At 75.4% G+C, this 13,896-nt stretch carries 10 protein-coding genes; 3 read left to right on the top strand and 7 right to left on the bottom strand.

Annotation, left to right across the window (positions count from 1 at the left end; all coding sequences use genetic code 11):
• Positions 1–56: 56 nt before the first annotated feature.
• The 4 genes from ACQPYN_RS09105 to ACQPYN_RS09090 form a co-directional block, all read right to left on the bottom strand.
• Entirely contained in the window at positions 57–587 is a 531-nt protein-coding gene (locus tag ACQPYN_RS09105; RefSeq protein ID WP_433036085.1) for a hypothetical protein, read from the bottom strand.
• A 38-nt stretch (positions 588–625) separates the two neighbouring features.
• On the bottom strand, positions 626–1,180 hold the full coding sequence (locus ACQPYN_RS09100) for a hypothetical protein (RefSeq protein ID WP_433036083.1): 555 nt from the start codon (positions 1,178–1,180) through the stop codon (positions 626–628).
• A gap of 103 nt (positions 1,181–1,283) precedes the next feature.
• Complete coding sequence (locus ACQPYN_RS09095) at positions 1,284–2,948, bottom strand: acyl--CoA ligase family protein (protein ID WP_433036081.1); 1,665 nt, start codon at positions 2,946–2,948, stop codon at positions 1,284–1,286.
• Positions 2,949–2,962: 14 nt separating this feature from the next.
• Complete coding sequence (locus ACQPYN_RS09090; RefSeq protein WP_433036079.1) at positions 2,963–4,156, bottom strand: M20/M25/M40 family metallo-hydrolase; 1,194 nt, start codon at positions 4,154–4,156, stop codon at positions 2,963–2,965.
• Positions 4,157–4,224: 68 nt separating this feature from the next.
• On the opposite strand from ACQPYN_RS09090, the gene ACQPYN_RS09085 reads away from it, so the two are divergent.
• Positions 4,225–5,862: a helix-turn-helix domain-containing protein gene (locus tag ACQPYN_RS09085; protein ID WP_433036077.1), complete on the top strand. Its 1,638-nt coding sequence runs from the start codon at positions 4,225–4,227 to the stop codon at positions 5,860–5,862.
• Between the two features lie 93 nt (positions 5,863–5,955).
• Positions 5,956–7,263, top strand: coding sequence for an MFS transporter (locus tag ACQPYN_RS09080; protein WP_433036075.1), 1,308 nt, complete (start codon positions 5,956–5,958; stop codon positions 7,261–7,263).
• A gap of 7 nt (positions 7,264–7,270) precedes the next feature.
• Here the strand turns inward: ACQPYN_RS09080 and ACQPYN_RS09075 are convergent, their stop codons facing one another.
• From ACQPYN_RS09075 to ACQPYN_RS09065, 3 genes are read right to left on the bottom strand one after another with little or no spacing between them, the layout of a single operon-like run.
• Positions 7,271–8,557: an amidohydrolase gene (locus ACQPYN_RS09075; protein ID WP_433036073.1), complete on the bottom strand. Its 1,287-nt coding sequence runs from the start codon at positions 8,555–8,557 to the stop codon at positions 7,271–7,273.
• Positions 8,558–8,602: 45 nt separating this feature from the next.
• A complete protein-coding gene (locus ACQPYN_RS09070) occupies positions 8,603–9,028 on the bottom strand; it encodes a rhodanese-like domain-containing protein (RefSeq protein ID WP_433036071.1) in 426 nt (141 codons plus the stop codon).
• Complete coding sequence (locus ACQPYN_RS09065) at positions 9,025–9,642, bottom strand: cysteine dioxygenase (RefSeq protein ID WP_433036069.1); 618 nt, start codon at positions 9,640–9,642, stop codon at positions 9,025–9,027. The genes ACQPYN_RS09070 and ACQPYN_RS09065 overlap by 4 nt, the downstream gene beginning before the upstream one ends.
• A gap of 391 nt (positions 9,643–10,033) precedes the next feature.
• Here ACQPYN_RS09065 and ACQPYN_RS09060 point away from each other — a divergent pair, with 391 nt between their 5' ends.
• Positions 10,034–13,822, top strand: coding sequence for an ABC transporter ATP-binding protein (locus ACQPYN_RS09060; protein WP_433038802.1), 3,789 nt, complete (start codon positions 10,034–10,036; stop codon positions 13,820–13,822).
• Positions 13,823–13,896 lie beyond the last annotated feature (74 nt).

Genomic DNA, 13,896 nt, shown 5'->3' with positions numbered 1-13,896 from the left:
TCGCCATCACACCCACACGGGGCAATACCTCTCCCGGACCTGACCGACTGGGCCGATCAGATCACCGAGAAGCGATCGGTCAGTGGCTCACCGTCAGCACGCGATATGACACAGCTGACCTGGCGGGCTCCGGAGGACGACGCCCCCGCCGTGCGCGGCGCGTCGAACGCGGCCTCGGAGGGGATCACCGCGGTCATCCGCAGGTCGTCGCGGTCGACGCCCCCGGAGGTGGGCACGAGCAGCTCCGAGTCGGCGAACAGCGCGCAGTACGCCCGCCCGAAGTCCGCGAGCGCGGCCTCGCCCGGGTAGGCCACGGGGCGCCCCTCGTCGATCGGGGCCCGCGAGGCCACCACCTCGACGTCGTGGGGCGTACCGCACTGGGCGTCGGCCGCATCGCCGAAGTCCCCGCCGCTCGCGAGCTCCCCGCGGGCGCACTGCCCGTCGAAGAGGACGAACTGCTCGAGGTCGCCGCCGGGTCCGAACGTCAGCACGTCGGGCGCGGCGGTGAAGGGTCGCCAGCCGCCCATGAGGGCCCCGACGAGCACGAGCAGCACCGCGATCCCCACGGCGCCCGCGGCCAGCACCACCCGTCGCGGCACCTCGGGGCGCGCGACCCCCCGCGCGCTCAGTTCTCCTGCTCCACGTGCATGGCCTGCTCCTCTGCGGTGCCCGGCTCGTTGTCGAGGGCCGCGACCTCGCCGATCGCGTCGTCCGCGGGCAGGCCGGTGGCCTCCACGGCGTCCGCGGCGGACGAGACGCCGAGCTCGATCTCGGTCGCGTCCTCGGCCAGGAGCTCGCCCTCGGTGGCCCCGTCGGCGCCGGTGGCGTCGAGCACCACGCCGCCGCCGACACCGTCGACCGCGTTCTCCGGGTCGTCGATGGACTCGTCCAGCTCGTCGATCGGCTGCGCCGCGAGCGGGCGCTCGGGCACCTCCTCGTCGGCGCCGGCCTCGGGCTGCTCCTGGGGCAGGCGCCGGTCGATGGTGGGCGACTCGGTCTCCCACTCCTGGGTGCCGCCGAGCCGGACGTCGCGGCTGTAGCCGTCGGCGCCGTCCATGCCGTCCTCGAGCGGGTCGGCGTCCAGGCGGTCCTCGTCCAGGATCTCGGACGGCTCGGCGTCCAGGGCACTCGTGTCGTTGTCGACGACGGTCTCGGCCTGGTCCACGAACTGCTCGCTCACGCGCCCTCGCTCCTCGGTGCCACTCGACGGACATCCTCCGTCGTCCGTCAGCGGTTCCCGCCACCGCCCCCTCCCATGCGTGGCAGGCGGCAGGCGGCGGGTCTCAGCCGCGGATGCGCGACGTGGCGTCGCCCCACTCCTTGGCGCGGAGCTCGAACTTCTGGATCTTCCCGGTGGAGGTCTTCGGGAGCTCCTCGACGATCTCGACGTCACGCGGCGCCTTGTAGCGGGCGATGGCGCCCTTGACGTGCTCGATGATCGCGTCCGGCTCGGCGCTCTTGCCCTGCCGCAGGACCACGAACGCCTTGGGGCGCTCGCCCCACCGCTCGTCGGGGACACCGACGACGGCCGCCTCGAGCACGGCGGGGTGGCTCAGCACGGCCTGCTCGACCTCGACGGTCGAGATGTTCTCGCCGCCGGAGATGACGACGTCCTTGGCGCGGTCGCGCAGCTCGACGTAGCCGTCGGGGTGCATCACCCCGAGGTCGCCGGAGTGGTACCAGCCGCCGGCGAACGCCTTCGCCGTCGCGTCGTCGTCGCGGAAGTAGCCCGACATGACGTTGTTGCCCTGCATGACGATCTCGCCCATCGTCTGCCCGTCGGCCGGCACGTCGACGAGCTGCACCGACGCCCACGCCGAGGAGTCCTCGGCGACGTCCTCGCCCAGGGTCTCGACCACCCGCACCGGCTCGGCGATGAGCATGCCGACGCCCTGGCGGGCCTGCAGCCGCGCCCGCTCGTGCTCCTCGAGGCCTCGCCAGTCCTCCTGCCACTGGCACACCGTGTAGGGCCCGTAGGTCTCGGTGAGGCCGTAGACGTGGACGATCCGGAAGCCCATCTTCTCCATCTCGAGGATGGTCGTGGGGCTCGGCGGGGCGCCGGCGGTGGTGACCACCAGCGCGTAGTCCAGCGTCCGGGCCTCCGCCGCGTTCATGATCGTGGTGACGACGGTGGGCGCGCCGTTGAGGTGGGTGACCCGGTGCTCGTCGATGAGCGCCCAGATCGCGTCTCCGCGGACCTCGCGCAGGCAGACGTGGGTGCCGCCGATCGCGGTGATCCCCCAGGGGGTGCACCAGCCGTTGCAGTGAAACATCGGAAGCGTCCACAGGTAGACGCTCGACGGGTCGTGGTACGAGTGCACGATCTCGCCCAGCGAGTTCAGGTACGCGCCACGGTGGTGGTACTGCACGCCCTTGGGGCGCCCGGTGGTGCCGCTCGTGTAGTTGATGCTGATGGTCGAGCGCTCGTCGTCGACCTCCCAGGGCAGGTCCGCCCCCTGGTCGCCGCGCGCCAGCAGGTCGTCCCAGGTCGCGCCCTCGACCGAGGCGCCCGCATCGGGGCCCTGCGGGTCGACCAGGGTGACGATCTCGCGGACCGTCTCCAGCGAGTCCGCGACGGGGTCGACGACGGCGCGCAGGGTCGAGTCGACCACCAGGACCGTGGCGCCGGAGTGGTCGAGGATGTAGCGCACCTCCTCGCTGGACAGGCGGGTGTTCACCGCGACGAGCACCGCCCCGCCCAGCGGCACCCCGAAGTGCGCGACGAGCATCTCCGGCACGTTCGGCAGCAGGCACGCCACGCGGTCGCCGGGCCCGACGCCGCTCGCGCGCAGCCCGCGGGCCAGGCGCTGGGCGTCGCGGGCGAACTCGGCGTAGGTGTGGCGCGCCGTCCCGTGGACGATCGCGACCTTGTCCGGGTAGACCGCGGCCGACCGCCGCAGGAACGAGAGCGGCGTGAGCGGGGTGATCCAGGTCTCCGGCGTGTCCACACCGGGATCATCGCTCAGTCGTCGTGTGACGGGCCAGGGTCACGGCCGTAGTCGGGCGCACCCAGGGTGGCGACGAGCGCCGCGACCAGGGCCGCGCGCTCCGGCATCCGCGCGAGGTCGACCCACTCGTGCTCCGCGTGCGGCCCGCCCCCGACGGCGCCCAGCCCGTCGAGGGTCGGCGTGCCCGCCTCGGCGCAGAGGTTGCCGTCGGAGACCCCGCCGACGGCCGCGGTGCCCGGCCAGGGCAGGCCGAGCCGCGCGCCGCATGCGCGCGCCACGGCGACGAGGTCCTCCGCCTGCCCCGCCTCCATCGGCGGACGGTTGATCCCGCCCTCCACGCTCGCGCCGAGCCCCGCCTCGGCCGCGACGAGCGCGCGGAGCGCCCGGTCGAGCCGTTCCTGGCCCGCACGTTCGGCGCAGCGCACGTCGACGGTGACGCAGGCGCTCGCGGGCACCGTGTTGCGGGTGGTGCCCGCCGTCGCCACGGTGGGGGTGACCGTGCTGGCGTCGTCGGCGAGCTCGTCGAGGCGGGTGACGATGCGGGCGAGGTCGCGCAGGGCATTGTGGCCCGCCTCGGGCTCGAGGCCCGCGTGGGCCGCGCGTCCGGCCACGACGATCTCGTAGAACGACCAGCCCCGGCGGGCGTGCTTGAGCCGCCCGCCCCCGGCGGAGCCCTCCAGCACCAGCGCCGCCCGCGCTCCCGCCGCGGCGGCGGTGACCGCGGGGCCGCCCGTCGCCGAGCCCACCTCCTCGTCGGCGGTGACGAGCAGGGCCACCGCGGGGACGTCCCCGATCTCCTGCAGGGCGGCGAGCGCGTGCAGCCCCTGCACCAGGCCCGCCTTCATGTCGAACACGCCCGGCCCGGTGGCGTGCCCGTCGGTCACGGTGAAGGGGCGGCGGGCGAGCGTGCCGAGGGGCCAGACCGTGTCCAGGTGACCGACGAGCAGGACCGGGGCCTCGCCGTCGGGCCCGAGGCGCCACCACAGCCCGCCCGGGGCACCGTCCGCGCCGTCGGGGAGCACCGTCGGCGCGACCCCGAGCCGCTCGGTCCCCACGTCCGAGAGGACCTCCCGGCAGTGCCGGAGGGCCGCGGGGTCGGCGGACGGCGACTCGGCGGCCACCAGCCGCCCGAGGTCCTCGGTCATCGTCCGGGCGCGGGCGTCCAGGCGGCGTCGCAGATCCGTGGTGTCGACGTCGGCGAGCGGCACGAGGCCAGCATCCGTGCTCCGGATCCGGGCATGCTTGGCCGTCCCGCCAAGTCGAGGAGGCGCTCGCCGTGGAACCGCACAACGACGACGCGTCCGGCACCCGTCCCGCCCTGCTCGCCACGCTCGTCGAGGCCCTCGCGCCCGACGGCCTCGAGGTGGTGGTCGCTCCCCGGGGCCTGGACGTGCCGGTGCGCACGCTGGCCGTCCACGAGCCCGACGCGACGCCGCAGGCCGCCGACCTGTGGCTGCTGCCCGGACGCCGGACCGACGAGCGCGGGCTCGCCGCGGTGCTCGAGGAGGCGGTCGGAGCGGGGGCGGTCGCGGTCGTCGTCCGCGCGCGGCCGGGCCGGGACGGGGCCCTGTCCCGGAGTGCCCAGCAGGCCGGCGTCGCCGTCCTCGCCCTCGCCGCCGACCGCGAATGGGCCGAGACGATCGGGCGCCTGCGGGCCGTGCTCGCCAGTGCGGCCGCCCCGCCGCCGGCCCCGGGCTCCGTGCTCGGCCGCCAGCCGGCCCTCACCGCGCTGGCCAACGGGCTCGCGGAGCTGGTGCACGGCTCGGCCATGATCTTCACCCCGGCACAGCGGCTGCTCGCGGCCTCCCGGCTCACCGCCGCGGACGACGACGTGCGGCGCGGGGCCGTCCTCGAGCAGGCCGGGCCCGCGGAGTACCGGCGACGGCTGGCGGCGGCCGGGTTCTACCGGCGTCTGTGGTCCGACGAGGGCGTCGTGGAGGCCGACGCCGTCCCCGAGCTCGGCGCCCGGCGCCGGCTCGCGATCGCGATCCGCGCGGGTGACGAGAACCTGGGCTCGATCTGGGTCGCCGAGGGCGACGGGCCCTTGGCCCCCGAGGCCGCGGCCCTGCTGCGCGAGGCCGCCGGGGTCGCCGCGCACCGGCTCCTCGGGCTCGACACGGAGGACCTGGCGCGCCGTCGGCTGGCCGAGGAGCTGCTCGGGCGGCTCCTGCTCGGCGAGGCGGACCCGGCCACCGTCGCCGGTCACCTCGGGACGGAGCCCGACGCGCCCGCGGTGGTCGCGGTGGTGGAGCCGGTCGACACCGGGGACACCGGGGACACCGCCCTGCTGCACCGCGTCCGCGAGGAGTCCCTGCGCCTGCTCGCGGGGCACCGGCGGCATGCCGTCGCGACCGTCGGTCCCCGGCGGGTGGTGCTCGTCCTGCTCGAGGTGCGCTCGGAGGCCGCCGCCCGGCGCGACCTCGCGACGCTCGCCCAGGCGGTGGGCGCGGCCGTGGGCGTCCGGCTCCGGGTGGGTGTGGGCGTGGGCGCCGCCCACCTCGGGGAGGTCGCCGCGTCCCGGCGCGAGGCCGAGCTCGTCGTGCGTGCGCTGGCCCGGCGGGGTGTGGACGGCAGCGCGGGCCCGGACGAGGTGTGGGCGTCGGCCTGCCTGCTGGCGTTGGCCGACGCCGCGCGCGGCGACCCCCGGTGGCACGGCGGCCCGCTCGCGGCGCTGCGCACGCACGACGCCCGCCGGGGCACCGACTACGTCGCCTCGCTGGCCGCGTTCCTGGCCGCGTTCGGCGACGTCACCGCGGCCGCCCGCGACCTCGGCGTGCACGCCAACACCCTGCGCTACCGGCTCTCGCGGCTGCCCGAGCTCGTCGGTCTCGACCTCGCCGATCCCGACGAGCGCCTCGCCGCCGCCGTGGCCCTGCTCGTCTCGGCGCCCGGACTTGGAGCATCCGACGAATGAACGGCCGAGACCCTGACCGTCACGACGAGCACCGGGGTGTTCGCCCCTCGGCAGACTCCCCCTCGTCGCTCACCGGGGCAGGGAGGTCGCAGCGTGTCCACCGAGACGTCCACCGAGGGTCCGGACCCGCGCGGCCCCGGCCGGCGCATCGCGATCGTCACCGTCGTCGTGCTGTTCGTGACGTGGCTGGTCGACTACGTCGACCGCCTCGTGATCACCCTGGCGCTGCCCGAGATCGGCGCCGAGTTCGGGGCCGGCGAGACGCTGCAGGGCCTGATCCTCACCTCGTTCTTCATCACCTACGCCCTCTTCCAGATCCCCGGCGGGCTGCTCGCGGACAGCTGGGGCGCGAAGCGGACCATGCTCGTCGCCGCGGTCGGCTGGTCGGTGTTCACGGCCGCGTGCGGGCTGGCCCGCGGCCTCTGGTCGATGATCGTGATCCGCGCCGTGTTCGGCGTCTTCCAGGGCCTGTTCCCGGCCGCGTCGATCAAGGCGGTCAGCGAACGGACCACCCGCGCCCAGCGCATGACCGCCAACGGCGCGATGTCGGCCTCCAACCCGCTCGGGTCGGCGATCGCCCCGGCCGTGGCCGCGCCGCTCATCGTGGCGCTCGGGTGGCGCGGCGCCTTCTTCGCCGCCGCGGTCCTGGGCCTGCTGATGGTGCTGGTCCTCTGGAAGGGCCTCCCGCGCCGCCTGACCCCCACCGAGGCCGGCACCGCGGACGACGCGGACGCGGGCCTGCCCGAGCAGGTCCCGCCGCGGCAGGCGCTGCGGCTGCTGCGCTCCTCGGTGATGTGGCGCTTCACCCTGATGTTCTGCGGGTTCAACATCATCGGCTGGGGCCTGGTGTCGTGGGTGCCGACGTTCCTGCGCGAGACCAAGGGCGTGTCCCTCACCGGCGCCGGCCTGCTCTCCGGCGTCCCGTGGCTGGGCGCCGCGATCAGCATGGTGCTGGGCGGTGTGATCTTCGATCGCTGGCTGCGCGGCAACCACCGCCGCGTCGTCATCCCGGTCATGCTGGTCACCGCGGTGCTGCTGGTCCTCATGGTGCGCGCCGAGACCGCCGTCGAGTTCATCGTCTGGGAGACGTGCGGGACGCTCGTGATGTACCTGGCCTACATGCAGATCTTCGGTCTGCCGTTGCGCATGCTCCCCGCGCGCTACGCCGGCGTCGGGGGCGGCATGGTCAACTTCGGTGGCCAGTTCGCCGGGGCGGTGTCCCCCTTCGTCATGGGCTACCTCGCCGAGACGATCTCCTACGAGGCCGCGTTCTCGTTCCTCGTGGTGGGCGCCGCCATCGCGATCCTCGGGGCGTTGGTGACCCCGCAGACGCCGGAGGCGTTCCGGGCCGCCCTCGGCCGCCACGTGGCGGAGGCGCCCGCGGACGGTCCTCGGGTCTGACCGCCGGTCAGGGCGCGGGACGGAGCCAGCAGCCGGCGGCGACGAGCACCGCCTCCACGGCCCGGCGCAGCACCGGCTCGAGCGCCGTGGGCACGAAGTGGGGGGAGTGCACACCGGGTGCCCGCCCGGCCGTGACGGCGGCCTCGGGGTGCTCGGCGTCGGCCGCGTAGACGTCGGGATCCAGCCCGCCGAAGTTCCAGAACACCGAGGGCACGCCCGCGGCGTCCCCGAAGCACCCGAAGTCCTCGCTGCCCGAGCGGCGCGGGGCCTCGTGCACGCTCGGGACGCCGAAGGCGGACTCGAAGGCCGCCCGCACCCGCTCCGTGGCGTCGACGTCGTTGACCAGCAACGGGAAGTCGGTGAGCGGCTCGATGTCCGGCTCGGCGGGCGCCCCCGCGGCGGCGGCCTCGGCGCGCACGATCCGGTCGACCGCCGCGAGCACCCGTGCCCGGACGTCCGGGTCGAAGGTCCTGATGTTGATCTTCAGCTCGGCCCGGTCGGGGATGATGTTCTCCTTGCTCCCCGCGTGCAGCGAGCCGACCGTGACCACCACGGAGTCGGCCGGGGCGACCTCCCGGGCCACGATCGTCTGCAGCCGCAGCACGATCGCCGCGGCGATCACGACCGGGTCGACGGTCGCGTGCGGGGTCGAGCCGTGGCCGCCCCGGCCGTGCACGGTCACGCGCAGGCTGTCGGCGGCGGCCATGAACACCCCATCCCGCGCGTAGAGATGGCCGGCGGGGGCGGAGGTCACGTGCTGGCCCAGCGCGACGTCGAACGGGCCGAACCGCTCGAGGAACCCGTCGGCGAGCATCGCCCGCGACCCTCCCCCGACCTCCTCGGCCGGCTGCATCACCGCCAGGACCGTGCCCGACCAGCCCGCACGGTCCGCGGCGAGGCACTCCAGCGCCCCGACCAGCGCCGCCATGTGCGTGTCGTGCCCGCACGCGTGCATCACCGGCACCGTCGCGCCGTCCGCGTCGACGCCGGTGTCGCGGCTGCGGTGGGCGACCGTGTCGTCCTCGGCGATCGGCAGGCCGTCCATGTCCGCGCGCAGCAGGACGGTGGGCCCGGCGCCGTTGCGCAGCACCCCGACCACCCCGGTGCCGCCGACGCCGGTGGTGACCTCGAGCCCGATCGCGGTCAGGCGGTCCGCGACCAGCGCGGCGGTCCGGTGCTCGGCGAACGCCAGCTCGGGATGGGCGTGCAGGTCGCGGTAGAGCGCCGCCACCGCCTCGAGGCGACCGTCGAGTCCTGTCGCGAGACGCGTTCCCACCGGGGCATCCGGGTGCATCCGTCGAGGCTGTCAGAGCTGCGGCGCGACCTCAGTGCGGGCCAGTCAGTGCGCGGCGTCACCGCGACGCGCGTAGTCGGGGCGCTCGTCGCTCCCGGGCGCCGTGGGCAGCCCCGCGTCGGACCAGGCACGGAAGCCGCCGACGACGTCGGTGGCCCGGTGCAGGCCGATCTCCTGGAGCGCCGCGGCCGCGAGCGACGACGTGTAGCCCTCGGAGCAGAGCACGATCCACTGCCGGTCGGGCGAGTCCGCCTCGGCGATCCGGGCGTCGGACGTCGGGTCGAGGCGCCACTCGAGGTGGTTGCGCTCGATCACCACCGCGCCCGGCACCGTGCCCTCGTCGAGGCGCTGCCAGCCCGGACGGATGTCGACGAGCAGGGCGCCGGCGTCGACGGCGTCGGCCGCGTCGCGCGGGTCGAGCCGCCGCAGGCGCGCCCGGGCGCGGTCGAGGAGATCGGAGATCGCGCTCACTCGGGAGGCTGCCCGGGCTCGACCAGCTCGGAACGCGTGCGCTTGAGCACGCCGCCCTCGACGCCGTAGTACGACATCGCCGACAGCGGCGGGGAGTAGGCGTGCACGCTGACCGCGGTCTCGAGCGCGCGGTTGCTGACGTCGTGGACGTGCCCGAGGCCGAACGCGACGCTGCGGCCGGGCTCGAGGACCCGGCGGCGCAGCCCGGGGCCGCGGGAGGCGAGCTCCTCGGCACGGCAGGCGTCGTCGTCCTCGCTGCCGGCGGTCCAGCGCCACTCGGTCAGGCCGCCGCGCACGACGGTGAGCGCGCCGAGCGAGCCACCGTGGTCGTGCAGCTCGGCGGCCTGGTCGCTGGCCCAGGAGATCAACCAGACGTCGAGGTGCTCGTCGGCGTGCAGGCGCTGCGACCAGCGGTGCACGGGGTCGACCTCGACGGTGTGACGGCCGGCGTGGACCTCGTCGGCCACCTCACGGGTGAGGGCGACGAGGTCGGCGAGGCTCGCCGGGGTCGGGCCGTCCTGCCAGCGGCGGCGGTCGGCGCGCAGGGTGCGGGGACGGGCGAACGGGCTGGCGTGCGTGCTGACGTGCGTGGGTGTGTCGACCAGGGCGGTCACGACGGTCGTTCCTCCGGGTGCGGGCGACCGCGCGCGCACGGTCCCCCCGGGGTCAGGGAGGGATCGGTGCGGCGCGCGGGCGACGGGACGTCGCGACCGGATGGCTCGCGACGGTCGGCTCGTCAGGCCCGTCGACACCGCTCGTCGAACACGTGCGCGCGGCGGCTCTCCCAGAGGGGGCCGAGCAGGAAGTGGCGCACGCCGGTATTCGACCACGACGCCGGTCGTTCGTCACGTCGGGGTCCGCGATCGGGCGGCCTGTCGGGGGGCCGTCCTAATCTGGGAGGGAGACCTCCCGTCCACCACCACTTCTCCGGAGGGCACCACGGAGCGCACCACCGAGCACGTCCCCGCGCGGGAGGACGTGCCGACCCGCCGCGCCCGTGGCTGGATGCGACGTCTCGCGAGCGACTGCTGGCGCCGCCCCTCACTCACCGTGGCCGCCCTCACGGCCTCGGTGCTGGGCGTCAGCCTCGAGGCCGTCGGGCCGCTGCTGATCGGCACGGCGGTCGACCGCGCCGTCGCCGGGTCCACCGCGGGCCTCGGCCCGCTGGTGATCGCGATGGCCGTCATCGCCGTCGTCCGCTTCGGCGCCGCCTTCCTGCGCCGCTACCTCGGGGGCCGGCTCTCGCTCGGGGTCCAGCACGACCTGCGCCGGCGCGTGTTCGGCTCGGTCTCGCGCCTCGACGGGCCCAAGCAGGACGCCCTGCGCACCGGACAGGTCGTCTCGCGCGCCAACTCCGACCTGCAGCAGGTCCAGGGCCTGCTGGGGATGGTCCCGCTGGTGGCGGGCACGCTTGGGCAGCTGGTGGTCTCGGTCGCCATCATGCTGTGGCTCTCGCCGCTGCTCACGGTCGCTTCGATGATCATCCTGCCGGTCGGCGTCCTGTTCACCGCGCGCATGCGACGACGCCTGTTCCCGGCGACGTGGGCCGCGCAGCAGAGCGCCGCCGAGGTCGCCCAGCACGTCGAGGAGGCCGTCACCGGCGTCCGCGTCGTCAAGGGCTTCGGGCAGGAGGACCGCGAGACGGGCCGGCTGCGCGACGCCGCCCGGCGGCTCTACGCCCAGCGTCTGCGGGCGGCGCGGTTCAACGCCCGCCTCACCCCGACGCTGCAGGCGCTGCCGACGCTGGGCCAGCTCGGGGTGTTCGGTCTCGGCGGGGCGCTCGCGGTCAGCGGGCAGATCTCGCTCGGGGTGTTCATCGCGTTCACCTCCTACGTCGCGGCGCTCGTGGGGCCCGCGCGGCTCGTCGCCGGGCTGGTGGTCACCGGCCAGCTCGCCCGCGCGGGCGTGGAGCGGGTCTACGAGCTCATCGACTCCCAGCCCGAGATCGTCGACGCGCCCGCGGCCCGCGAGGTCCCGGCGGGGCCGCTCGGCGTCGAGCTCGACGACGTCCGGTTCGGCTACGCGCGCAGCGAGCCCGTGCTCGACGGGCTGACGCTCGAGATCACGCCCGGCGAGACGGTGGCGCTCGTCGGCACCGCGGGCTCGGGCAAGTCGACGGTCGCGCTGCTCGCCCCGCGCTTCTACGACGTGCAGGGCGGCGCGCTGCGCATCGGCCCGCCGGGCGAGGCCGTCGACGTGCGCGAGCTGCGCCTCGACGCCCTGCGCCGGGCGGTGGGCGTGGTGTTCGAGGAGGCGTTCCTCTTCTCCGACACCGTGCGCGCCAACATCGCCTACGGCTGCCCCGACGCCGGAGAGGAGCAGATCCGCGCCGCCGCGGCCGCCGCACAGGCCGACGGGTTCATCAACGACCTGCCCGAGGGCTACGACACCCGCGTCGGCGAGCGGGGCCTGACGCTCTCAGGCGGCCAGCGCCAGCGCGTGGCGCTCGCGCGCGCCCTGCTCTACGACCCCCGCGTCCTCGTGCTCGACGACGCCACGTCCGCGGTCGACCCCACCACCGAGGCGGCGATCGGTGAGACCCTGAAGGCGGTCACCGCGCAGCGCACCACGCTGGTGATCGCCCACCGGCGCTCGACGCTCTCGCTGGCCGACCGGATCGCGGTGCTCGACGGCGGCCGGGTGGTCGACGTCGGCACCCACGCCGAGCTCGAGGGCCGCTGCCGGCTGTTCCGCGAGCTGCTCGCCGGGCCCGCCGAGCTCATCGACGAGCCGGGCTGGGTGCTCGACGAGCCCGCCGACCCCGCTGCCCCGGTGGCCGAGGGTCGGGACGCCACCATCACCCCGTCCCTGTGGCCCGACGACCCGGCGCCCGACCGCCCGGTCCCCCCGCCGGGGCCGATCGCGGTCTCCTCGGGCTCGGAGGCGCTGGCCGGTGGGCTCGACGGGGCGGCACCGACCGAGATGACGGCGGCCCTGGAGAAGCTGCCGCCCGCCACCGAGGAGCCCCGGCTCTACGGCGAGGACCCCACGGCGCCCGACCCGGGCTTCCGGCTCGGGCGGTTGATGCGGCCCGTGCGGTGGGCCCTCGTGCTCGCCGTCGTGCTCCTCGGCCTCGACGCCGCGGCCACCGTGGCGTTCCCCTCGCTCGCGCGCCTCGCCGTCGACGGCGGCATCCAGGCGGGCTCGCTCGACATCCTGTGGCTGGCCGTCGGGCTCGGCCTGGTGGTCGTCTCCGTCGACTGGGTGGTGGTCGCGGCGCAGACGGTGCTCACCGCCCGCATCGGCGAGGGACGCCTGTTCCTGCTGCGCACGCGCAGCTTCGCGCACCTCCAGCGCCTCGGGCTCGACTTCTACGAGCGCGAGCTCGGCGGCCGGATCATGACGCGGATGACCACGGACGTGGACGCCCTGTCGTCGTTCCTGCAGACGGGCATGGCGCAGGCCGTGGTCAGCCTGCTGACCGTCCTCGGCGTCGCGGTGGCGCTGCTGGTCACCGACCTCGAACTGGCGCTCGTCTCGTTCGCCGTCATGCCGGTGCTGATCGTGGCCACGCTGATCTTCCGGCGCATGGTGTCGGCGGCGTACGCGGAGGCGCGCGAGCGCGTCAGCGTCGTCAACGCCGACCTGCAGGAGAACGTCGCGGGCCTGCGGGTGGCCCAGGCGCACACCCACGAGGACCGCTCGGCGGCCACCTTCGCCGGCAACAGCGACGCCTACCGACGCGCCCGGGTCCGCGCGCAGCGCATGATCGCGACGTACTTCCCGTTCGCCGCGATGCTCTCCGACCTCGCGCAGGCCGCGGTCCTCGGCGTCGGCGCCGCCCGCGTCGCCACCGGCGGCCTCTCCCCCGGCATCCTCGCGGCGTTCCTGCTCTACCTCGCGATGTTCTTCGGCCCCGTCCAGCAGCTCTCGCAGGTGTTCGACGGCTACCAGCAGGCGCGCATCGGGCTCACCCGCATCGGCGAGCTGCTGCGCACGCCGACGTCGGTGCCCTCGCCGGAGCACCCGGTGGTGCTCGACGACCTGCGCGGCGAGGTCGAGATGCGCGACGTCGGCTTCACCTACGCCGGCGCGACCGCGCCCGCGCTCGCCGACTTCTCCCTGCACGTGCCGCCCGGGCGCACCGTCGCGCTCGTCGGCGCCACCGGGGCCGGGAAGTCGACCGTGGTCAAGCTCGTCGCGCGGTTCTACGACGCCACCGCGGGCACCGTGCTCCTCGACGGCGTCGACATCCGCGACCTCGACATCCCGACGCTGCACCGGCACCTCGGGGTCGTGCCGCAGGAGGCACACCTGTTCGTCGGCGACGTCGCCTCGAACATCGCCTACGGCGACCCCGAGGCCACCCCCGCGCGGATCGAGCAGGCCGCGCGGGACGTCGGCGCCGTGGACATGATCGCGTCGCTGTCGGCGGGGTTCCGCCAGCCCATCGGCGAGCGGGGCGGCGGGCTCTCGGCCGGCCAGCGCCAGCTCGTCGCCCTCGCGCGCGCCGAGCTCGTCGACCCCCGGCTGCTGCTGCTCGACGAGGCCACCGCCGCGCTCGACCCGGCCACCGAGGGCGCCGTGCTGGCTGCGGGCGACCGCGTCTCGCGCGGCACCGGCGCGGCGCCCCGCACGACGTTCGTCGTCGCCCACCGCCTCGCCACCGCCGCGCGCGCCGACCACATCGTGGTGATCGACGGCGGGCGGATCCTCGAGGAGGGCGCGCACGCCGAGCTCCTGGCGCGCGACGGTGCCTATGCGCGCCTCTGGCGTGCCGGGGCGGGCACGGTCGACGACGCGATCGAGGCGGTCGACCCGTTCGACGACGACGACCTCGCGCGCACGGGCTGATCCGTTCCCGGAGGGAATGGCACGGCCCCTGACCAGCTCGGATGACGCCCGAGAATTGTCCGGCAGACGAAATC

This window comes from Actinomycetospora sp. CA-053990, from assembly GCF_050948445.1.
GTDB lineage: Bacteria > Actinomycetota > Actinomycetes > Mycobacteriales > Pseudonocardiaceae > Actinomycetospora > Actinomycetospora callitridis.
The sequence above is the reverse complement of the archived record's forward strand: the minus strand, read 5'-3'. Positions and strand labels throughout refer to the sequence as shown.